This window comes from Buchananella sp. 14KM1171, assembly GCF_041380365.1.
Classification (GTDB): domain Bacteria; phylum Actinomycetota; class Actinomycetes; order Actinomycetales; family Actinomycetaceae; genus Buchananella; species Buchananella felis.
In genome coordinates, this window is the sequence record NZ_CP159981.1 from 1,767,037 (window position 1) to 1,789,131 (window position 22,095).

At 68.4% G+C, this 22,095-nt stretch carries 15 protein-coding genes; 9 read left to right on the forward strand and 6 right to left on the reverse strand.

Annotation, left to right across the window (positions count from 1 at the left end):
• Window positions 1-55: 55 nt before the first annotated feature.
• From ABYF38_RS06825 to ABYF38_RS06835, 3 genes are read right to left on the reverse strand one after another with little or no spacing between them, the layout of a single operon-like run.
• Window positions 56-1,099: a YdcF family protein gene (locus ABYF38_RS06825; protein WP_371151635.1), complete on the reverse strand. Its 1,044-nt coding sequence runs from the start codon at window positions 1,097-1,099 to the stop codon at window positions 56-58.
• Window positions 1,096-1,521, reverse strand: coding sequence for a glyoxalase (locus ABYF38_RS06830; protein WP_371151636.1), 426 nt, complete (start codon window positions 1,519-1,521; stop codon window positions 1,096-1,098). Before ABYF38_RS06830 ends, ABYF38_RS06825 begins: the two co-directional genes overlap by 4 nt.
• The gene (locus ABYF38_RS06835; protein WP_371151637.1) at window positions 1,518-2,648 is read right to left on the reverse strand and encodes a GNAT family N-acetyltransferase; all 1,131 of its coding nucleotides are present in this window, start codon (window positions 2,646-2,648) and stop codon (window positions 1,518-1,520) included. The genes ABYF38_RS06830 and ABYF38_RS06835 overlap by 4 nt, the downstream gene beginning before the upstream one ends.
• 131 nt (window positions 2,649-2,779) lie before the next feature.
• Here ABYF38_RS06835 and ABYF38_RS06840 point away from each other — a divergent pair, with 131 nt between their 5' ends.
• The 3 genes from ABYF38_RS06840 (at window position 2,780) to def (ending at window position 4,405) form a co-directional block, all read left to right on the forward strand.
• A complete protein-coding gene (locus ABYF38_RS06840; RefSeq protein WP_371151638.1) occupies window positions 2,780-3,193 on the forward strand; it encodes an NUDIX hydrolase in 414 nt (137 codons plus the stop codon).
• A 69-nt stretch (window positions 3,194-3,262) separates the two neighbouring features.
• Window positions 3,263-3,706, forward strand: coding sequence for a hypothetical protein (locus ABYF38_RS06845; protein WP_371151639.1), 444 nt, complete (start codon window positions 3,263-3,265; stop codon window positions 3,704-3,706).
• A 75-nt stretch (window positions 3,707-3,781) separates the two neighbouring features.
• A complete protein-coding gene (gene def, locus ABYF38_RS06850) occupies window positions 3,782-4,405 on the forward strand; it encodes a peptide deformylase (RefSeq protein ID WP_371151640.1) in 624 nt (207 codons plus the stop codon).
• An 89-nt stretch (window positions 4,406-4,494) separates the two neighbouring features.
• Here def and ABYF38_RS06855 read toward each other — a convergent pair whose 3' ends face one another.
• Window positions 4,495-9,276 (reverse strand): leucine-rich repeat protein, encoded by a 4,782-nt coding sequence (locus tag ABYF38_RS06855; protein ID WP_371151641.1) that lies wholly within the window; start codon window positions 9,274-9,276, stop codon window positions 4,495-4,497.
• Between the two features lie 160 nt (window positions 9,277-9,436).
• Window positions 9,437-9,907 carry a hypothetical protein gene (locus ABYF38_RS06860; RefSeq protein WP_371151642.1) on the reverse strand — a complete coding sequence of 157 codons (471 nt, stop codon included), beginning with the start codon at window positions 9,905-9,907 and terminating at the stop codon, window positions 9,437-9,439.
• A gap of 44 nt (window positions 9,908-9,951) precedes the next feature.
• Between ABYF38_RS06860 and ABYF38_RS06865 the strand changes: the two genes are divergently transcribed.
• Window positions 9,952-11,262, forward strand: a complete 1,311-nt coding sequence (locus tag ABYF38_RS06865) for a M18 family aminopeptidase (protein WP_371151643.1) — start codon at window positions 9,952-9,954, stop codon at window positions 11,260-11,262.
• A 37-nt stretch (window positions 11,263-11,299) separates the two neighbouring features.
• On the opposite strand, the gene ABYF38_RS06870 is transcribed toward ABYF38_RS06865, so the two are convergent.
• Window positions 11,300-13,510: an NADP-dependent isocitrate dehydrogenase gene (locus tag ABYF38_RS06870; protein WP_371151644.1), complete on the reverse strand. Its 2,211-nt coding sequence runs from the start codon at window positions 13,508-13,510 to the stop codon at window positions 11,300-11,302.
• Between the two features lie 505 nt (window positions 13,511-14,015).
• Here ABYF38_RS06870 and ABYF38_RS06875 point away from each other — a divergent pair.
• From ABYF38_RS06875 to ABYF38_RS06895, 5 genes are all read left to right on the forward strand, one after another.
• A complete protein-coding gene (locus ABYF38_RS06875; RefSeq protein ID WP_371151645.1) occupies window positions 14,016-14,999 on the forward strand; it encodes an ABC transporter permease in 984 nt (327 codons plus the stop codon).
• Between the two features lies 1 nt (window position 15,000).
• Window positions 15,001-15,954 (forward strand): ABC transporter permease, encoded by a 954-nt coding sequence (locus ABYF38_RS06880; protein ID WP_371151646.1) that lies wholly within the window; start codon window positions 15,001-15,003, stop codon window positions 15,952-15,954.
• Window positions 15,951-18,068: a dipeptide ABC transporter ATP-binding protein gene (locus ABYF38_RS06885; protein WP_371151647.1), complete on the forward strand. Its 2,118-nt coding sequence runs from the start codon at window positions 15,951-15,953 to the stop codon at window positions 18,066-18,068. The genes ABYF38_RS06880 and ABYF38_RS06885 overlap by 4 nt, the downstream gene beginning before the upstream one ends.
• A 1,060-nt stretch (window positions 18,069-19,128) precedes the next feature.
• Window positions 19,129-20,802, forward strand: coding sequence for an ABC transporter family substrate-binding protein (locus ABYF38_RS06890; RefSeq protein WP_371151648.1), 1,674 nt, complete (start codon window positions 19,129-19,131; stop codon window positions 20,800-20,802).
• A 394-nt stretch (window positions 20,803-21,196) separates the two neighbouring features.
• On the forward strand, window positions 21,197-21,820 hold the full coding sequence (locus ABYF38_RS06895) for a hypothetical protein (protein WP_371151649.1): 624 nt from the start codon (window positions 21,197-21,199) through the stop codon (window positions 21,818-21,820).
• Window positions 21,821-22,095: the final 275 nt, after the last annotated feature.

Below are 22,095 nucleotides of genomic sequence, written 5' to 3' on the forward strand. Positions count from 1 at the left end.
GCCCGTCAACCGCCCTCCAGTGGCCCGCCAACCGCCGCCACCGGCCCGTCCGGTGCTAGCGCGTCAGGTGGACGGCCGTCATTATCAGCACCGGCATGGAGAGGAACAGCAGGGCGATGATGTTTATGGCCTTGTGGTCGCGCAGGATGGCCACGTACTCGCGCAGCATGGCGGATGGCACGTAGTAGCGCGCGGTCCTGGCGCCGATCGCGTAGCCGGGTATGGCTAGGGACCGCATGAGGGTGGCGGCCCGGAAGGCGTGGTAGCTGGAGGTCACTATCGCCACGGGGCCGGTGAGCGTGCGCCGGCGCAGCTCCAGCGCGGAGTAGCGCAGGTTTTCTTCCGTCGTGGTGGAGGCCGCTTCGATGAGGATCCAGCCGGGGTCGACGCCCCGCGTGACAGCCCACTGTGCCATGGCCTGTCCCTCCGGGATGGGTTCGTCGCTTCCCTGGCCGCCGGACATCACTAGAACGGCGCGGCCTCCCCGGTCGTGGTCACGGTCCATCCATTCGATTCCGCGCCGGATGCGGGAGGCGAGCAGCGGCCGCACCTCCCCGTCTGGCACGCCCGCCCCAAGGACCACCACGGCGTCAACCGGGCCGCCAAAGCGACGCGTGTAGGCGCCGTAGACGGCGGAGTATCCCACGTAGGCGACGAGCCCGTAGCCAAACCAGCCGAGGGGGAGGGCGATTAGCAGAAGGAAGGCAAACGCCAATTGCCGGCCGGTGAAAACGGTGTAGATCCCCGCCCCCAGGTAGCCCAGGATTCCCATCCCGAGCAGCAGGGAGAGCGTGTGCGCGGGAGCGAAGCCTTCCGCCTTCAGCAGCGTTACCCCGTTGAGTACGAGCGCTATACCCAGCGCCGCCACGCCAAGCACTGTGGCCAAAATGATCAATAACGCTAGCCAAGTGGACAGCTCGGCTAAGTACACGCCCATGGCTGCCTGCGCCGACGAAATGAACAGCCGCAGCGCTAGCGCCGCCCCGTATAGCAGGGTCACGAACAGTAGGAGGCCGACGCGCAGTTTGCGCGGGTCGTGTAGCCAGTCCAGGACGGTGAGCAGGGCCAGGATTAGCAGGGCGATGAGACTGCCGCTCATGTCGTCCGGTCCCGCGCGGGCTCGCCCGCGCCCTCGACGGACACCAGCTCCACCTTGTAGCCGGCCGTGTTTTCTAGCCAGCCCGCGTAGTGCTGCGGCCCGCCCGCGTGCGGGTAGCGCTCTTGGTAGAGCGGCCGCCAACCGGCACCGGGAGCCTCAGCCATGAGCCGGTCCACGCGCCGCGCGTCGCCGACCACAAAGGCGATGTGGTTGACGCCGGGCCGCCTGCGGTCGTGGGCGGAGGAAGTGGTGTTGGGGCTGGCGGTGAGCGTCAGGTAGGCACCGCCGGCCTCGCCCCACGTCTCGCCGCCCTCCCACCGGGACAGGCACGCCAGCCCCACCTGGGAGAGCAGCCAACGCCAGGCCGGTAGCTCGTTGGCGGAGTCGGCCAGCCAGTAGTCGACGTGGTGGATCAGCGTCACTGGCTCTCCTGGTTGGCCGCCTGGTGACGTGCCCGACGTTCCGCCAGCCGCTCCGAGACCGTTGCGCGCTCCCCGAAGAGGTCCGCGATCTGCAGCACCTCGCGGAAACCGAGGGCGTGGTTGATCGCCAGCATCGCCTGGTTGGAGTCCGCGTTGCAGGAGTTGACCTGCTTGTGGGGCAGGTTCAGCTCCAGCAGGCGGCGCTCCACCGCGCACTTGATGGCCCAGCCCAGGCGGTGGCCCCGGTGAGCGCGATCCACGATGGTGGCGTTGACCTCGATCAGTGCGTCGGCCTGCGCCGGTGCGGTGTAGGAGGACATGCCCACGGCCTCGCGGCTGCCGTCGGGGTGGGTGAGGACGGCCACGCTCTCCACCCGGGTGGCCTTGGCAGTGCGGGTACGCTCCAGTCCCTGGCGGTAAATCTCCGCCGTGATCTCCTCCGGCTCCAAATCCACGTCGCCGTGCGGGGCTTCCGCCTCCACCAGACCAAGCAGGCGCGCGAAGCTGTCCTGCAGGTCGGCCGGTACGCCGTCCACGTATGTCTCAATCGAATAGGCGCCGAGGCGGCGTCGTCCATCCATATCGACGGTGGAGGGGTCCAGGCTCTCCAGCAGGGTGGCGTCGATGGGCCAGGGGTGGCGGCGCAGATGGCACAGCTCGGTGACCCGAAATCCGCTGTCGCGGGCAAAGCGCGGGCTGGGCAGGTCGCTGGACGCGATCGGGCCGCCACTCATGTCAGCCGCGACGTACGAGAAGAATCGGGTCAGGTGGGCGGGCAGCTCGCTGACGACGTGCTCCAGCAGCGCCGTGCCGATTCCCCGGCCTCGGTGCGCGGCGCTCACCCACAAGTTGAGGTTCGCCGCGTCCGCGTTGGCGGCGCCGATGGACCAGGAGGCGATGGCGAAACCGATCGGCTCGACGCCGGGCTCGGCTGGGTTGGCGCCGGCGGGGAAGGCCAGCCAGAAGCGCTCCTCCCAGCCGGAGACGGGCCGCTGGATGCGGGCCACCATGTCCTCCACGTTGAGCGCGGCGGTCTCCTCGCCGCTCTCCAGCAGCGCGGTGCTCAGCAGGGAGACGTACTGGCCCAAGCGGGCGGAATCGGAAGTCTGGACGGGAACGATCTGCATGGGGCAAAGGGTAGCGCCGCGTCGGTTGAGGAGGGCGAGGGTGGGGAGAAGCCCTGGTCAGGAAGGGCACGGGCCGCAGGCGGAGGGGGAGCCGACGGGGCCGCAGCGAGGCGGGCGCTAGCCTTGGGACCGTGGAGAACGAACCGATCGTGGTCAGCGGGGTGGTGTTGCGTAACGCCGCCGGGCAACTCTTGACCGTGCGCAAACGGGGGACCGGGCGTTTCATGCTGCCGGGCGGCAAGTGGGAGCCCGGCGAGGACGGCGCTGCGGCCGCCCTGCGTGAGGTGAGAGAGGAACTCGGCTTGGTGCTGGACCCGGCGGGACTGGAACTGTTGGGCCGTTTCGACGCGGCGGCCGCCAACGAGCCCGGTCGGCGCGTGGCGTCCACCATCTTCACCCACCCCAGTAGGCAGACCCCGAGCCCGGCGGCGGAGATCGCCGAGTTGCGCTGGCAGGACTTGGGTGCCAACCCGCTTCCTGCGGACCTGGCGCCGTTGCTGCGCGAGCACGTCATCCCGGCCCTCCTGGCCGGCGCGGGAAGCTAGCGGCGCATTCAGGTGGGGCGCAGCTTTTCGCGCTAGTGTCGACGCTGGCTTTGACGGAAAGGACCTGCAATGCGAACCAAGCGCCTTGTTCCCGTGACTTTGCTGGCCGTTGGTGTCAGCGCCGGCCTGCTGCTGGGCGGCTGCAGCTCGAAGTCCGGCGACGCGGATGCCACCGCTGCCGCTTCGACCAGCGCGGCTGCGAGCGTGGTGCCGGCGGTGCCGCCCGCGATCGGCTCGCCCGACGAAGTGGAGAACAAGAAGGTCACCGTCTCCCTGAACCTGCCGCTGGTTTTGGACGTGGAGGACGTGACCGCGTGGAGCGGTGAGGTGGAGGACCCGCAGATCGCGGAGTTCCGTGCCGGCAAGGAGGAAGGCGGCACGGTGTACGCCCCGGGCGTGGTGGGCCTGAAGGAGGGCACCACGCGGGTGACCTTGAAGGGCCCGGATGGTGCGACCAAGGTTTTTGACGTCGAGGTGGTGGCCGACGACGCCGCAGTGGGCGTGTCTGAGTAAGCGGCCGCCCGGACTTACCAACGGAATCGTTTGAGGCGCCCCCTAGCGAGTGCGGGGCGCGGGGAAAGGAAACAAATGGCTATTTTGCCGATCACGGTGTTGGGTGAGCCGGTGCTGCACACCGTGGCCGACCAGGTGACGGAGTTCGACGCGGACCTGGAGAAGTTCGTGGCGGACATGGTGGAGACCATGGACGCCGCCCACGGCGTGGGCCTGGCGGCCCCGCAGGTGGGCGTGGGCAAGCAGGTATTCGTGTGGCGCTACGAGGGGGTGGCCGACTACGACGAGGAGTTCTTCCCGGACCTGGAGCTGCCCGAGGACGCGGAAAAGCGCGTGGGGGTCATCATCAACCCGCGCCTGGTGCTCTCTGATCTGCGTCAGGGCGAGCTGGACGAGGACCTGGACGCCGAGGGCTGCCTGTCCATCCCGGGAATCTACTACCCGGTGCGTCGCTACAACGACGTGGTGCTGGAGGGGCAGGACGTGACCGGTGCGCCGGTGCGCCTGGACGCGCGCGGCTGGCTGGCGCGCATCTGGCAGCACGAGTTCGACCACCTGCAGGGCGTGCTCTTCACCGAACGCCTGGAGGAGCCCTACCTGTCCCAGGCGAAGGCCGAGATCGAGGAGGCCGGTTACGGGCGTCCCGGGCTGGTGTGGGACCCCTCCACGCTGACCGAGGACGACTTCGAGGACGACTGATCCGCTTTCGCCCGCTGTTTTCGCGGGGCAACGGTGTGGGGCGGCGAACCGGATGGTTCGCCGCCCCACAGCTTTTTGGGCCAGCTGGGCTACCTCATCAGGGCAGCCACCGCCGCCCGCACCGGGCTGGCCACGGAGGAGGGGCCACCCAGGATGAACACCTTGGCCGGCTTGGCCTCCTTCAGCCAGGCGTTGGTGCTAGCCGGCAGCGAGTCGGGGCTGGTGAGCACCAGGACACCGCCGTGCTTGGCCGCCAGGGCCGCGCCCGCCAGGGCGTCGGGGAAGCTTACGCCGGTGGTCAGCACCACCGCAGCGGCGTTGGGGGCGAGCGCCTGAGCCAGCGCCGTGGCGGTGGCGTAGCGGTCGGCACCCACGTGGGCCGTGACGGCCTGCGCGCCCCAGCCGGCGGCGCGGACTGCGGCGGTGGCGGCGCCACCGGCCGTGTGGACCTCCAGCTTGGAGTCGCGCAGGTAGGTGGCCGTGCTCTGCGGCAGCTTGGGGCCGTTAGAGAGCACCACCACGGCGTTTGCGGCCTTGGCCAGCGATCCGGCCGCGAGGCCGTCAGCGAAGTTGCTGCCGTCCGCGACGATCACGCGCTTGGCCGGAGCGATGGCGGCGGCGGCCTGAGCGACCGAGACGGCCGTCTGGAAGCGGTCCGGGCCAGAGACCCGGGTGACCTGCTTCCCGCCGGAGCGGAGCTGACGGACCAGTTGCTCAGAGATAACGCCCGTGCCGCCCACCACGTAGACGTTTTGCTTGCCGTCCAGGGCCTTGGACAGCGCGGCGGTGAGACCACCGCGCGGCGTAAGCAGCAGCGGGGCGTCCAGGGCTGCGGCCAGTGGGCCGGCCGCCAGCGCGTCGGCGAAGGACTCGCCCGAGACCAGCACCGCCGCGCCGGAGGTGAAGTCACCGGCTGCGGCCGCCTGGTAGGAGGTCTGGTAGCGGTCGCTGCCCGCGACCTCCACCACGGTCGCCTTGGCAGAGGGCGCCGGCGTGGCGGACGGGGCCGGGCTGAGCGTCGTCCCTGCGGAGGCCGAAGCGGTGGCCGAAGCGGACGGTGCAGCGGACACCGACGGGGCAGCGGACACCGACGGGACCGGCGTGGCGGAGGCGCTTGCCGAGGCGCTGGCGCTGGCCGAAGCGGAGCTCGAAGCAGAGGGCGCAGCGCTCACGGACGCGCTCGCGGACACCGAGGCAGACGCGCTGGCCGACACACTAGCGCTGGCCGACGCGCTTGCCGAGGCGCTGGCCGACGCGCTCGCGGAGGCCGAGGCGGAAGGAGCGGCACCGATGGCCTCGGTCTTGTAGCCCTTCCACGTCGGGGTGGTGTAACCGCCCTCGACCGCGCCCGCGCCGAACTGCGGCGGGAACTTGATGACCACGCCGTCGCTCGGGTCCCCGAAGGAGCCGAAGCTCTTCAGGAAGCCCTTGGGCTCGTGGATTGTGAAGGCCGGGCCGGCCACGGTGACGGTGCTCAGGTTGTTGTCGCTGAACGCGCGCTTACCAACACTCGCCACGGCAGCAGGCAGGGCCACCTCGGTGAGCTGGTTACCGTCGAAGGCGTACTCGCCGATCGTGGTCAGGCCGGCGGGCAGCTCTACGGTCTTCAGCGCGTTGGAGGAGAACACGTAGGGCTTGAGCTCGGTAACGCCGGCCGGGACCACCACGCTCGTGAGCTTGTTCCCGGAGAAGGCGCCGTCGCCCATGGACTTCAGGGCCGCCGGCAGGGTGACCTGGGTCAGCTCGTTGGTCTTGAAGGCGTTGGAGGCGATCGAGCTCAGCGTGCTCGGCAGCTCCAGCCGGGCGATCTTGTTGGCCTGGAATGCGCCGGGCCCCACCCAGGTCACGCCCTCCGGCAGGGAGACGCTGGTGAGCAGGTTGGAGGCGAACGCGGCCGGCCCCACCGTCTTCAGGGAGGCAGGCAGCTCCACCTGGGTCAGCTTGTTGTTCACGAACGCGGCCACCGGGATGGTGGTCAGGTTGGCGGACAGCTTCAGCGTGGAGGCGAAGTTGTTGATGAACGAGTTCTTGCCGATGGAGGTCACCGAGTCCGGGATCACGATGTGGTCGATCGAGTTGCTGTAGAAGGCGGCGTCCTCAATCGTCACCACGGTGTCCGGGATGGTCACGGCCTCCAGGCGGCCGGACTGGAAGGCGCTGGCACCGATCACCTTGACCGCGTACCTCACGCCCTCGACCTCGATCTGGGCCGGGATCACCAGGTTCTTCGGCAGCGCGTAGCGCACGTGGCCGGTGATCTTGGCGCCCGCAGCGGGGTCGGCCGGGTCAAAGGAGTAGGTGATGTTCTCCAGGGTCGCCTCCGTGGCCTTCGGGGAGGCCGACGCGCTAACCGATGCGCTCGCGGAGGCAGACGCGCTAACCGACGCGCTTGCCGAGGCGCTGGCGGAGGTGGAAACCGACGGGGTGGACGACGTTGCCGCGCTGGCCGACGCGCTTGCCGAGGCAGACGCGCTGACGGACGCAGACGCGCTAACCGACGCGCTCGCCGAGGCCGACGCGCTGACGGACGCAGACGCGCTTGCGGACGCGCTGGCCGAGGCCGACGCGCTGGCCGAAGCGGAGGGGGCGGCTCCGATGGCTTCGGTCTTGTAGCCCTTCCAGGTGGGGGTGGTGTAGCCGCCCGCCACCTGGTCCGCGCCGAACTGGACCGGGAACTTGATGACCATGCCGTCGTTCGGGTCGCCGAAGGCGCCGTTGAAGCGCTTGTAGCCGCTGGCGTCCTCGATCTCCATGGCCGGGCCGTTGACCGTGATGGTCTTCAGGCGGGAGTTGCCGGCGAACGCGCGCTTGGCAACGGAGGTGACGGTGGCGGGAATGTCCACGTCCGCGAGGCGGTTGTTCGCCAGCGCGCTCTCGCCGATGGAAACCAACTGGGCGGGCAACTGCACCGAGGTGATGGCGTTGCTGAAGAACACCTTTTCCGGCAGGGCGGTCACCCCGGCGGGCACGGTCACGTTGGTGAGCTGGTTGCTGATGAACGCGCCGGCGCCCAGGGTGAGCAGGCCGGCGGGCAGCTCCACCTCGGTGAGGCGGTTGTTGGCGAAAGCGTCGGCCGGAATGTGCTTGATCGAGTCGGCGAACGTCAGGGAGGTGAGCTGGTTGCGCTGGAACGCGCCCACGCCCATGGTCTCCAGGGTGGCGGGAACCTCCAGGGAAGTGAGCTTGTTGGAGGCGAAGGCCTGGGCGCCGAGCGTCCGCAGGGAGGCGGGCAGGGTGAGCGCGGTCAGCTTGTTGTTGGCGAAGGCGGACTCGCCGATCTCCGCGACGTGCCGGGAGAGCGTGAGGGTCTTGGTGTCCGCGTAGGCGAAGGCCTGCTTGCCGATGACGGTGACGGAGTCTGGGATCGTCACGTCGGCCAGTGAGGTCATGTAGAAGGCGCGTTCCTGGATCTCGGTGACCGAGGCGGGGATGGTGACCGCCGTGATGCCGGAGCGGTGCAGGGCGCTCTCACCGATGGTCTTGACCGGGTACTCGGTGCCGCCGATGTTGACCTTGTCCAGGATCGCAATGGACTTGGGCATGCCGGCGCGCACGTGCCCGACCACCTTGGCACCCGCCGTGGGGGCCTGCGGGTCGATGGCGTAGATGACGTTGTCGATGGTCGTCTCGGTCTGCGCCGGCGTGGCCGATGCGCTCGGGGTGGACGACGTTGCCGCGCTGGCCGACGCGCTTGCCGAGACCGACGGTGCGCCACCGGCGCTGGCACTCACGGAGGCGGAGGCGCCGGCCGAGGCGGACGCCGAGGCGCTGGCGCTGGGGTTGGGCTGCGGCGAGGTGGCCGGGGGAGCCTGTCCGAATGCCTCGGTGGTGTAGCCGTTCCACTTGGGGGTGGTGTAGCCGCCCTCGAACACGTCCGCACCGTACTTGGCGGGGAACTTGAGCACTACGCCGTCGGCCGGGTTGTCGAAGGAGGAGTTGGACTTCAGGAAGCCGGTGGAAACGTAGATCTGCAGGCCGGGGCCGTTGATGGTCACGGTCTGCAGGGAGTTGGAGGAGAAGGCGGACTTCCCGACCGTGCGCAGCGAGGCCGGCAGGTCCACAGCGGTGAGCTGGTTGCTGTAGAAGCTCTTCTCGCCGATCGACTCCAGGCCGGCGGGCAGCGTGACGCTGGTGAGCGAGTTGCCGCTAAAGACGTTGGCCGCCAGGGCGGTTACGCCCTGCGGAATGGCGAGCGCCCCAATCTTGTTGGACTCAAAGGCGCTCTCGCCCAGCTCGGTCAGGCCGGCCGGGAGAGCCAGGGCGGTGAGCTTGTTGTTCTTGAAGGCCCTGGCCGGGATCTGCGCGAGCGTCTGCGGCAGCGAGACCTCGGCGAGGTCGTTGTACTGGAAGGCGCCCTGGCCCAGCTCGGTGACGGTGGCAGGCACGGTCAGGCTGGTCAGGCTGTTGGAGGCAAAAGCCTCAGTCTTCAGCGTGGTGAGGCCGACGGGCAGCTCCAGCGCGGTCAGCTTGTTGTTGGCGAAGGCGCGCGCGCCAACACTGGTCAGCCCGGCGGGGAGCGAGACGGTCTTCAAACCGGCGTACTTGAAGGCGTTGTCCCCAACCGTGGTCACGCTGGCCGGCAGGGTCAGCGAGCTGAGGGAGGCAAACTCGAACGCCCCCTGCCCGACGGAGGTGACGGCGTACTGGGCGCCTTCCGCCGTGATGCTGGCCGGGATCTCCAGTTCCTTGGAGACGCCTCGGGTGTAACCGGTCACCTTAGCACCGGCAGCGGGGGCGGCGGGGTCATAGGTGTAGGTGACGTTGTCAACGGTCACGGTGGCCTCGGTCGCGTGGGCCGCCGGGCTCAGCGCCGCCGCAGCCAGCAGGGAGAAACCGGCCGCCAGAGTGAGTCGCCGCAGGGCGTTGTTCACTTAAGAATCCTTCCTTCAAGAACTAAGGCGCGCCTGGGAACAGACGCGCCCTAACCGAGGGCAACCTAACCTAAGGTGAGGTGCTTGATGAATCGCTCTTGGGGAAAGTGTGGGCAACCCAATAGGTCGCCCGGGTAAGGGCGTCAGTAAGTGCGCGGGCCTAGCTCCCAGGGGCGCGGAAGTAGATCTCCTCCAGTTGCCCGAACTGCCTGCCGCGCCACTCCTGCCAGCTCACCTGCACTCCGCCCGCCGCCGAGCGCGCCGCCTCCACTATTTCCTGGCTGCACCAGTAGGTGGAATCCAGGCCGTCCTCGCCGCCAGAGCAGAGGGAAACGGTGATCGAATCGCCGTGGAAGAACCACGTCAGGCGGCACCCGCCGCACGCGCGTTCGCGTGGTTCCCCTGCCTCCCCGGAGGAAGGTGCACCTTGCTTGCTGACGTGAGGGGCGTCGTCCATTGGGAAGGTGGATTCGCTGAGCCAGGTGTTGAACGCGGCGGCCACGGCGGCAGCGTCGTGCGGGCCATGGCTGTCGAGGCGGAGGCGGAGCACCACCACGCGGTCCTGGTCCCAGCCGCGATAGTCGAGGGTGTAGGGGCCGCTGCCGCGGCGAAACGGGCGCTTTTCGATCACGCTGCGATTGTGCCACCGGGTGGCGCGGCGGCGGCAGTGCCACAATGGCAGGTATGTCCTTCCATATAGATGCATCTAATTACTGTGATGAGTTGTCGGCCTTCGTTCAGGCCAGCCCCTCCAGCTACCACGCCGCCCAGCAGGTTGCGAGCGCGCTAGAGGCCGCCGGATTCGTGCGCCTGGTGGAGGAGGAGCCGTGGAAGGGAAGCGGCCTGCCCGCGCGCGGCCTGACTGTCCGCGACGGCGCCGTGATCGCCTGGATTCTCCCCGCCGAGGTCGGTGAGCGCACCGGTTTTCGCGTGGTCGGCTCCCACACGGACTCGCCCGCGCTGAAGCTCAAGCCCGCCGGGGCGCTGGACCGCGAGGGCTACGGCATGGTCAACGCGGAGGTCTACGGCGGCCCCCTGCTGAACTCCTGGCTGGACCGGGAGGTGGGGCTGGCCGGCCGCCTGGTCACCAAGGACGGCCGCTCCCACCTGGTGCGCACCGGGCCGATCGCACGCACCGCCCAGCTGGCCCCCCACCTGGATCGCTCCGTGGACCAGAACCTGCACCTGGACAAGCAGGGCCACATGCTGCCCATCTTCACGGTCGGCGTGGCCGGGCCGCGCCAGCTGGAGGAGCACCTGTGCGAGCTGGCCGGGATCGCGCCAGCCGAGCTGGGCGGATTCGACGTGCTCACCTACGCCACCGAGGTCCCGGCCCGCTTCGGGCTGAGCGGCGAGTTCTTCGCCTCCAGCCGCCTGGACAACCTCTCCTCCGTCTTCGCCTCCCTGAGCGCCTTCCTGGCCGCCGCGCGGGGAGAGAGCGGCGCGGCGCAGGGCGACGTGCTGGTGCTGGCCGCCTTCGACCACGAGGAGGTGGGCTCCGAGACGCGCTCGGGTGCCGCCGGCCCCTTCCTGGCCGACGTCCTGACCCGCCTGTCCGCCTGCTTCGGGTGGGACGACGCTGCCGCCCGCGCCGCCCTGTCCCGCTCGGCCTGCGTGAGCGCCGACGCCGGACACGCGGTGCACCCCAACTACGCGGGCATGCACGACCCTGGGGTGCGCCCCCTGCTCAACGGCGGTCCGCTGCTGAAGCTGAACGCCAACCAGCGCTACGCCAGCGACGCGCGCGGGACGGCACTGTGGCGCCGGGCCTGCGAGGCGGCCGGGGTGGAGAGCCAGGACTTCGTCTCCAACAACGCCGTGCCGTGCGGCTCCACCATCGGCCCGATCACCGCCACCCGCCTGGGCATGCTCACGGTGGACGTGGGCCAGCCGCTGCTGTCCATGCACTCGGCTCGCGAGATGGCGGGCGTGGAGGACGGGCCCGCGCTGGCGCGGGCGCTGGCGGCCTTCTGGGCCGGGGCGTAGGCGGCTAAGCCGCTTCCCGCCCCGGCCCGGCGGGAACCTAGAGGGAGGCCAGGATCTCGTTGAAGCCGGTCACCGGGCGCATGACCTCGGCCGTCTTGACCGGATCGGGACGGTAGTAGCCGCCCAGGTCCACCGGTCTACCCTGCGCCGCCACGAGCTGCGCGGCGAACTCCTCGGCGCGCTCGCTCAGGGCTGCGGCCACCGGGGCGAACACGGCGGCCAGCTCGGCGTCCTCGCGCTGGTTTGCCAGCGCCTGGGCCCAGTAGACCGCCAGCCACAGGTGGGAGCCGCGGTTGTCGATGCTGCCCAGGCGGCGGGCGGGGGAGCGCTCCTCGTTCAGCACCCGCCCGGTGGCCTCGTCCAGCGCGTCGGCCAGCACGGCGGCGCGCTGGTTGCCGCTCGTGGCCGCCTCCTGGCGCAGCGACTCCGCCAAAGCCAGGAACTCACCCAGCGAATCCCACCGCAGGTAGTTTTCCGCCACCAGCTGCTGCACGTGCTTGGGGGCCGAGCCGCCCGCGCCCGTCTCGAACAGGCCACCGCCGTTCATCAGCGGCACGATGGAGAGCATCTTGGCCGAGGTACCCAGCTCCAGGATCGGGAACAGGTCGGTCAAGTAGTCGCGCAGCACGTTGCCGGTCACCGAGATCGTGTCCAGGCCCTGCCGGATGCGCTCCACGGAGAACTTCGTTGCCTCCACGGGGGAGAGGAAGTGAATCTCCAGCCCGTCGGTGTCGTGCTCCGCCAGGTAGGTGCGGGCCAGCTTCTCCACCTCGCGGTCGTGCGCACGCTCGGGGTCCAGCCAGAACACGGCCGGTGCGCCGGTCGCGCGCGCCCGCCGCACCGCCAAAGCCACCCAGTCACGGATCGCCGCGTCCTTGGTGCGGCAAGAGCGCCAGATGTCCCCGCCGCTGACCGCGTGAGAGAGCAGGACGGCGCCAGCGTCGTCCACCACCTCAACCAAGCCGTCGGCGTCGATCTGGAAGGTGGTGGGGTGGGAGCCGTACTCCTCCGCCTTCTGCGCCATCAGGCCCACGTTCGGGACCGTGCCCATCGTGGTCGGGTCAAAGGCGCCGTGGGCGCGGCAGTCGTCGATAACCGCCTGGTAGACGCCCGCGTAGCTGGAGTCCGGGATCACGGCCAACGTGTCCGCCTCCTGCCCGTCCGGCCCCCACGCCTTTCCGCCGCCGCGAATCATCGCGGGCATCGAGGCGTCCACGATCACGTCGCTCGGCACGTGCAGGTTCGTGATCCCCTTGTCAGAGTTCACCATCGACAGCGCCGGGCCGCTGGCCAGCTCCTCCTCAAAGGAGGCGCGGATCTCCGCGCCGTTCTCCAGCTTCTCCAGGCCCGGCAGGATGGTGCCCAGGCCGTCGTTGGCGCTCAGGCCGGCCGCCCGCAGGTCCTCCCCGAAGCGGGCGAAGGTAGCCGGGAAGAAAGCGCGCACCGCGTGTCCGAACAGGATCGGGTCGCTCACCTTCATCATCGTGGCCTTCAGGTGCAGCGAGAACAGCACCCCCTCGGCCCGGGCCCGCTCCACCTGGGCGCGCAGGAACTCATCCAGCGCGGCCGCGCGCATCACGGTGGCGTCCACCACCTCGCCCGCCACGGCAGCGATCGGGCCTGCCAGCGTGCGCTGGGCGCCGTCCGTGCCGGTGAAACGGATCGTCAACGCGGTGTCCCGGGCCAGCACCACACTCTCCTCGTTGGCGCGGAAGTCCTCCGCCGTCATGGTGGCCACGTTCGTCTTCGACTCCGGGCTCCACGCCCCCATGCGGTGCGGGTGGGAGCGGGCGTAGTCCTTCACGGCCCGCGGGGCGCGGCGGTCAGAGTTACCCTCCCGCAGCACCGGGTTCACGGCGCTGCCCTTGACCGCGTCGTAGCGGGCCTTGATCTCAGCCTGCGCCCCATCGGCCGGCGCGTCCGGGTAGTCCGGCACGGCGTAACCCTTGGACTGCAGCTCCGCGATGGCGGCCTTCAGCTGCGGGACGGAGGCGGAGATGTTGGGCAGCTTGATGATGTTCGCGTCCGGCTCCTTGGCCAGGCGGCCCAGCTCAGCCAGCGCGTCGTCCTCGCGCAGATCGGCGCTCAGGTAGTCCGGGAACGCGGCCACGATGCGGCCCGCCAGAGAGATGTCCCTCACCGCTACCTCGACGCCGGCGGGACGCAGGAAGGCCTCCACGATCGGGAGCAGAGAGGCGGTGGCCAGAGCGGGGGCTTCGTCTGTGTACGTGTAGATGATCCGGGACATTGCGCGGGCCCTTCTTCCCTTGACATGCACCCTGTTGTGCACCCGGCCAGGTTAGCGGAACCGGGGCACGCAATCCCCGCAAGCGCGGTGGCGAAAGGGGCAATGCGGCCGCGCTGGGGGCGGCGCGTTGGCGGACGGGGCCGGCGGGGCGTCGACCACCCTGATTTTCCAAACTGTTTACGCGCAGACGGTGCGTCCCTTGCCGAGGGGTGGGACGGGGTTGACATTCACCCCCTTCGGAAAATAAGAAAGGAGAAGGTTGTCAAAATCGGGTGTCGTGTGGGTGCATAATCATGCGTCCCGCCCCGGTCAAAAGCCCGGCAAGTTCCTCGCAAGGACCCGCCGGGATGAGTCCAAACAAGTGGCGCGGTAAGGTTGCCCGAGCGTCGGGGCCTGACCCGTAGCTTTGTGTGTCCTTAGAGGAGTGGTGGCCAGCAAGCCGGCAGTCCTCGCGGGGCACGCATGTCTCGTACGGGAGCCGTCCCACTCTCAGGAAGTCCTGCAAATGTTCTTTTACCTAGCCAGGCGGATCGTGAACTACGCGATCCTGCTGCTCATTGCCGTGACCTTGGCGTATTTCCTGGCGGCCAGCCAGCTGGAGCCCCGCTCCCTCTACGAGCTGCGCAACCCGCCGCTGGACCCAGTCTCAATCGAGACCTCGCTGCGGAACTACAACCTCAGCGACCAGGTGCCGATCTTCGAACGATTCGTCACCTGGGCCAGGGGCGTAGTGATGCACTGGGACTGGGGCAAGTCCCCCTTCGGTGGCTCCGTTAACGAGGAAATCGGACGACGCGTGTTCGTCTCCCTGCGCCTCGTGGTGCTCGGCGCCTTCCTCGGCATGGGCGTTGGCGTGGCGCTAGGCGCGTGGACGGCAACCCGCCAGTACAAGGTCTCAGACCGCGTGATCTCCATCATCTCGCTGATCATCATCTCCACCCCGGCGATGGTTATCGCGATCCTCCTGCAGGTCCTGGCGGTGCGGTTCAACCAGACCTTCGACTCCCAGTTCTTCGAGTTCTCCGGCGAAACCGGCGAGATAGGTGACTACCCGGGTGCGGCGATCGTCGACCGACTCCAGCACCTGCTCCTGCCCACCATCTCCATGTCGCTGGGCGGTATCGCCAGCTACTCGCGCTACCAGCGCAACCTCATGCTGGACACCCTGGGGGCCGACTACGTGCGCACGGCCCGCGCAAAGGGACTGCGCAAGGGAGTGGCCGTTCGCCGTCACGCCCTGCGTACCGCGCTCATCCCGATGGGCACCTACTTCGCCTTCGCCATCACCTCCATGGTGCTGGGCGCCTCCATCACGGAGCGCGTCTACGCCTGGCACGGCATGGGCATCTACGGCGTTGAGTCCATCCAAAAGCACGACGTGCACGGCACGGTTGCCGTGGTGGCCTTCTCCGGCACCGCCACGCTGACCGGTGCCTTCCTCTCAGATGTGCTCGTGGCCATCATCGACCCGCGAGTCAGGGTGAGCTGAAATGACTGAAAAGAAGAGTGTGGTCGCCCAGGCTGCGGCCAAGAAGAAGGCCAGCAGCGGCAAGCAGGCCGACGCGAACTCCCCGGCGCGTCTGTCCCGCCGCGTAATCCTGTGGCGCCGATTCCGCCGCAACAAGACCGCCCTCGTGGGCGCCGTGGGCCTGGGCATCATCGTCATGATCGCCCTGTTCGCGCCCTACCTGTCCAAGTGGGACTACACCGTCCCGGACCAGACCGCCTTCCTCAAGCCCCCCAGCGCCCAGCACTGGTTCGGCACCGACCCCGGCGGCTTCGACATGTTCGCCATGACCATCGAGGGCCTGCGCAAGTCGCTCCTCATCGGTTTCGCCGTCGCCGCCATCCAGACCACCATCGCCGCGTTCGTGGGCGCCTCCGCCGCATACTTCGGCGGCTGGTTCGACCGCGTCACCCTCTGGGTGGTCGACCTGCTGCTGGTGATCCCCTCCTTCCTGATCATCGCCGTGCTGGCCCACTCCACCGGAAAGGCCAGCGGCAGCGTGTGGATGCTGATCCTGCTGCTCGGTGCCTTCGGCTGGATGCTCTCCTCCCGCGTGGTGCGCTCCCTGACCCTGTCCGTGCGCACCCTGGACTACGTGACGGCCGCCAAGTACATGTCCGTGCCCGCGTTCTCCATCATCACCAAGCACATCCTGCCCAACATCTCCTCGCTGCTGATCATCGACGCCACCCTGGGCGTCGCCTCCGCAGTGCTGGCCGAGACCACGCTGTCCTACTTCGGCTTCGGCGTGCAGGCCCCGGAAGTGTCCCTCGGTACTCTGATCTCCTACGGACAGGCGCGTGCCACCACCCACCCGTGGCTCTTCATGCCGCCGGCCGCCGTCTTGACGCTGGCCCTGGTGTGCGTGAACTTCGTTGGTGATGGTGTGCGTGACGCACTCGACCCGTCCTCTAAGTCTGCCGGAGGCAACGCATGAGCAAGAAGGCCGCAACCATCTCTCGGCTGGAGCTGCCTACCCCCACCCCGGGGGTGCCGGTGCTCGAGATCAAGGACCTCAACGTCCGTTTCCCCTCCGAGGACGGCGTTGTTCACGCCGTCCGTGGCGTCAACCTGACCGTCAACCCCGGCGAGGTGCTGGGCATCGTAGGTGAGTCCGGCTCCGGTAAGTCCGTCACCTCCATGTCCGTCATGGGCCTGCTGGACGAGACCGCGCAGGTCTCCGGCTCCGTCAAGCTGCACGGCACCGAGCTACTGGGCCGCAGCGACAACTACCTCTCCCACGTGCGCGGCGCCCAGATGGGCATGATCTTCCAGGACCCGCTCTCCGCGCTCACCCCGGTCTACACCGTCGGTGACCAGATCGTGGAGGCCCTGAAGGTCCACCAGGAGATCAGCGACAAGGACGCCTGGAAGCGAGCCGTAGAGCTGCTGGACCTGGTTGGCATCCCCAACCCCGACGTGCGTGCCAAGGCCTTCCCGCACGAGTTCTCCGGCGGTATGCGCCAGCGCGCCGTCATCGCCATCGCGATCGCCAACAACCCGTCGCTGATCATCGCCGACGAGCCCACCACCGCACTGGACGTGACCATCCAGGCGCAGATCCTGGACGTGCTGCGCACCGCCCAGCGGGAGACCGGTGCGGCGATCATCATGATCACCCACGACCTGGGTGTCGTGGCCGGCATCGCCGACCGTGTGGCCGTCATGTACGCGGGCCGCGTGGTGGAAACCGGCGACGTGGGCGACGTGTTCTACCGCTCCCAGATGCCCTACACCATCGGTCTGCTGGGCTCCCTGCCCCGCCTGGACGGCAACAAGGAAGTCCTCACCCCGGTCGAGGGCAACCCGCCCTCGCTGCTGGCTCTTCCCCCGGGCTGCCCGTTTGCCGCGCGCTGCCCGATGTCCACCGACGAGTGCCTGACCGAGGAGCCCGAGCTGACGCCGGCGCTGGGCCGCGAGGGCCACGCCGTGGCCTGTAGGCGCGCCAAGGAGATCGGCGACAACTCGCTGACCTACACCGACATCTACCCCGTGCCGGAGATCCCGGAGTCGGAGATCGAGCACGTGCCGCGCGAGGAGCGCGAAACGGTGCTGAAGGTGGAGGGGCTGAAGAAGCACTTCCCGCTCATGAAGGGGGCCGTGTTCAAGCGCCGCGTGGGTACCGTGCACGCCGTGGACGGGCTTTCGTTCGACGTTCGCACCGGCGAGACCCTGGCCTTGGTGGGCGAGTCCGGCTGTGGCAAGACGACCACCCTGCTGGAGATCCTCAACCTCACCAAGGTCCAAGAGGGCACCGTGGTGGTGTTGGGACGCGACACCGCCAACGTGTCCCGCTCCGAGCGCCGCGTGGTGCGCCGCGACGTGCAGGTGGTGTTCCAGGACCCGATGGCGTCCCTGGACCCGCGCATGCCTATCTTCGACATCATCGCCGAGCCCATGCGCTACAACGGCGTGCCCAAGGAGAAGATCGAGTCGCGCGTCAAGGAGCTGATGGAGCTGGTGGGCCTGGAGGCCAGCCACGTCAACCGCTACCCGCGTAATTTCTCCGGTGGTCAGCGTCAGCGCATCGGTATCGCGCGCGCCCTGGCGCTCGAGCCGCGCCTGCTGATCCTGGACGAGCCGGTCTCCGCCCTGGACGTCTCCATCCAGGCCGGTGTGATCAACCTGCTCGAAGAGCTGAAGTCCAAGATGGGCTTGTCCTACCTGTTCGTCAGCCACGACCTGTCCGTGATCCGCCACGTCAGCGACCGCGTCGCGGTCATGTACCTGGGCCGGATCGTGGAGATCGGCGACGTCAACTCCGTGTTCGACGCCCCCACCCACCCCTACACGCAGGCACTGCTCTCCGCCATTCCGCTCCCGGACCCGGAGAAGGAGCGCTCGCGTGAGCGGATCGTGCTGAAGGGCGACCTGCCCTCCCCGGCCAACCCGCCCTCGGGCTGCCGCTTCCGCACCCGCTGCCAGAAGTTCCTCATGCTGGGCGAGGAGGAGCGCAAGGCGTGCCTCGGCTCCATGCCGGACCTGAGCCAGCAGGCGGAAGCAGACCACCAGACGGCCTGCCACTACCCGGAGGTTGTCTCCGTCATCTAGGTCCCTGATGGGAAAGCTCGGCGGGGCGGGGGAGAAGATCCCCCGCCCCGCCTTTGTGCGCGCGCGGGTGTGCGGACGCTGGTGTGGGGGTGGGGCGTGGGCTGGTGCTTGGGTTGTTGAAACTCGACGTTTGGCTCTTCAACTCGACGTTTGGCTCTTCAACTCGACGTTTCGGGTCAGGCGAACGTCGAGATTCGCTGCCTTTCGTCGAGTTGAAGCCGCAAACGTCGAGATTGGCCATGCTTCGTTGGGGTGAGATGCAGGGGGCTGGGCCGCTTGGCGTTGTTCGGGCCCCAACCGGCCGACATTGAGGCTCGGGCGTGGACCGGGCGTGGCTGCGGAGGGTGCAGTGGTGTGGCTGGGGGAGCGTGGCGGCGGGGGCTGGTGCTTGGGTTGTTGAAACTCGACGTTTGGCTCTTCAACTCGACGTTGAGGTGTTCAACTCGACGTTCCAGGCCAGGCAAACGTCTAGATTCACCTCCCTTCGTCGAGTTGAAGCCGCAAACGTCGAGATTGGCCGTGCTTTGTTGGGGTGAGATGCAGGGTGTTGGGCCGCTTGGCGTTGTTCGGGCCCCAACCGGCCGGCATTGAGGCTCGGGCGTGGACCGGTCGTGGCTGCGGAGGGTGCAGTGGTGTGGCTGGGGGAGCGCGGCGCATTGGCGTGGGGGTGTGGACTGGCCTTGGTGGCGCGTTGGCGTGCAGGTGTCGGTGGAGGGCTTGCTGTTGGTGCGGCGTTGACCTCCTCCCGTCTTTCTCAGCATCTGGGACACGCCTTGCGGTGTGACGTAGATAGCAGTCCTTCAGTGGGGTGGTGGCGGGTGAGCAGTGGCGCGTGCGCCGCGCGGGTGTGGCGCCCGAAACTCCGCCCGAAACTGACCCGTATGTGCATAAACATGCGGAACGCTTCACAAGTTCCCGCCCTTCGTGACCCCGGACGAAGGTCACGGTTTGGAATCTTTATGCACCCGCGTCTTAGCAAACGAGAACTGATGTGGTTGGCTTTGCCTTACGTACGCGCAGCGTCGCTGCGTAGTCCCAAAAAACGAAGGAGAAGCAACACATGCGACTCAACAAGGGCGTATTTGCTCTCGCGGCCGCCGGTGCCCTGCTGCTGGCCGGCTGCTCCGGCAGCACCGAGGGTGGCGCTGCGGGGTCTGAGGGCCACCCGGCTTCCAACATCAACCCCAAGGAAGCTTCCGAGCTCAAGGATGGCGGCACCCTGCGCATGGCCATCGCTGCTGACGTTGAGCAGTGGAACCGCGCTCACCTGAACGGCAACACCGGCGACGTGGGCGATCTGATCGACCCCGTTCTGCCGCAGAACTTCACCGTGACCGACGCCGGTGTGTTCACCCCGAACCCGACCTTCCTTGAGTCCGCTGAGGCTGCTGACAAGGACGGCAAGACCGTCGTCACCCTGAAGCTGAACCCGAAGGCCATCTGGAACGACGGCACCCCGATCACGGTTGCCGACTACGTCGCCACCTGGAAGGCCTCCAACGGCTCCAACCCGGAGTTCGTGGTCCCCTCCACCGACGGCTTTGACCAGATCGAGTCCATCGAGCAGGGCGCCAACGAGTTCGAGGTCGTGGCCACCTTCGCCGCCGCCTACCCGGACTGGCAGGCCCCGTTCTCCCAGGTGCAGCACCGCGACGCGGTTGCCAACCCGCAGGTCTTCAACGAGGCCCAGATCTCTGAGCCCAACCTCAACTGGCACACCGGTGCCTTCGTGATCACCAAGATCGACAAGGGCGCCAAGACCGTTGAGTACGGCCGCAACCCGAAGTGGTGGGGCGAGCCGGCCAAGCTGGACTCCATGGTCATCAAGGTCGTCCCGGGCGAGGGCCAGGGCAACGCCTTCGCCAACAAGGAGCTCGACGTGGCCCAGGCCATCGACTCCTCCCAGTACGAACTGCTTAAGGGCCGCGCCGACGCTGACCTGCGTGGTGCGCTGTCCCCGCAGTGGCGTCACTTCACCTTCAACTCCAAGGCCGGCCTGCTGCAGGACGTCGAGCTGCGCCGCGCCATCGTCAAGGGCATCAACCGCGCCGCCATCGCCGAGTCCGACCTGGCTGGTCTGCCGGTGAAGCCCGAGACCCTGATGCTGAACAACCACTTCTTCATGCCGGGCCAGGAGGGCTACCAGGACAACGCTGGTGAGTACGCCTTCAACCAGGAGAAGGCCAAGGCCGACCTCGAGGAGCTGGGCTGGAAGCCGGGCGCCGACGGCATCCGCGAGAAGGACGGCAAGCGCCTGACCATCAAGTACGCCATGATGACCGGTGTCTTCACCTCCGAGAACGAGGGCAAGCTGCTGCAGGCCCAGATGAAGGAGATCGGTGTCGAGATCGAGCTCGTTCCGATCGACCCGGCCACCTTCTCCACCACCCTGTCCAGCGGTGCGTTCGAGATCATCGCGTTCACCTGGATCGGCACCCCGTTCCCGATGAACAACATCAACCAGATCTACGGCAACGGTGGCTCCAACTACGCTCAGATCGACGACCCGGAGATCATCGAGAAGGCCAACATCATCTCCACCACCCTCGACAAGGCCGAGCGCATCAAGCTCACCAACGAGGTTGACCAGAAGATCTGGGACAACGTCCACACCCTGCCGATCTACAACCGCGTGCTGTTCGTGGGTGTCCCGAAGGACCTGGCCAACTACGGCTCCTTCGGTATCTCCTCCAACACGCCCGAGGTTCGCGGCTACGTGGCTGACGCCAAGTGATCTAGCCAGCGCAAGCTGAGCCATGATCTAGGCGAAAGGGAAGTGCCCGGTAGGTCCGGGTGATCCCGCAGCCTGAGCGGCGCGGGGGATGAAGCAAACACGCTTCATCCCCCGCGCTTTGCTGTGTCCTGGAGAAGCTGGGGCGGCCCACCCACACCCGGGGTGGGCCCCGGCCCGGCGGCCCCGATCTACGACGAAACCGGGCGTCCCTCCCACACCCGGGGTGGGCAGTTCAGCGGGTTCTACGCGGGGCCCGGCGGGGTCGGGTCAGCCCACACCCGGGGTGGGCAGTTCAGCGGGTTCTACGCGGGGCCCGGCGGGGTCGGGTCAGCCCACACCCGGGGTGGGCAGGCTCACCACGGCACGCGGCGGCGGGCGTGGGAGAATTACAGGCATGTCCAGCAGCCCCCGAGTCGTGATGCGCTCCCGCTTCGCCGTGGCCGGCCCGGCCGTTGTGGCCGTGGCGGCCGTGGTGGTGTGGGTGCTGCAGGTGCGTCATGGCGGCTTCAGCGAGCTGGCCCGTGACGGCGTGGTGCCCGTGGCGGCTCTGGTCGGGGCCGTGCTGTGGTGGCTGTGGCCGGTGGTGGTGCTGGAAGATGGCGGCCTGCTGGTGCGCAACCTGGCCCGCACGCACGTGATCCCCTGGGCTGCGTACGACGGCGTTGACACTAGGTGGGCCCTGAAGATCAAGCTGAAGGGCCGCCGCCCGATCACCGCGACCGCGTGCGCCGCCACTGGCGGCATCACCCGCCGCGACCACGTGGCCCCGGAAATCCCCGAGGCCTACTTCTACAGCGACCTGCCCCAGCTGCGTTTTGGGGCCGACGCCCGCGCCGCCGGCATGCTCATCGAGCGTCGCTCCCCGCGGTGGCAGGAGGAGGGCCTGGGCCCCCGCGTGAAGACCACCAACGCCAACGCGCTTGGCACCGAGGTGCGCTCCACCTGGAACTGGGCGGCCCTGGCCGTCCTTGCCGCCGCGCTCGCGGCCATCGCCGTGCGCGTGGCCACGATCTTCTAGCCGCAACGAATGGCGGTAAGGCGGGAGTGGCGCGGGATGGACGACGTCGGCCACGAAGCCGCACAAACCAACCGGCCGCCCCAATTCTTGCCGCCACGAAGAACGGCCGCGTGGCGAGCGGGATCGCAGTGAACCGATCCTCTCGGGGGCGTGCGCTCGCCGCCTCTGACCGGGCCTGACCGGGCGGCACGCCCCGCGCCAGGGCCGGGCCTCCACAGGCCGCAGGCTCACCGGGCGCACACGGCCCCCAACCACTAATCTGCCTATGGCGGAGT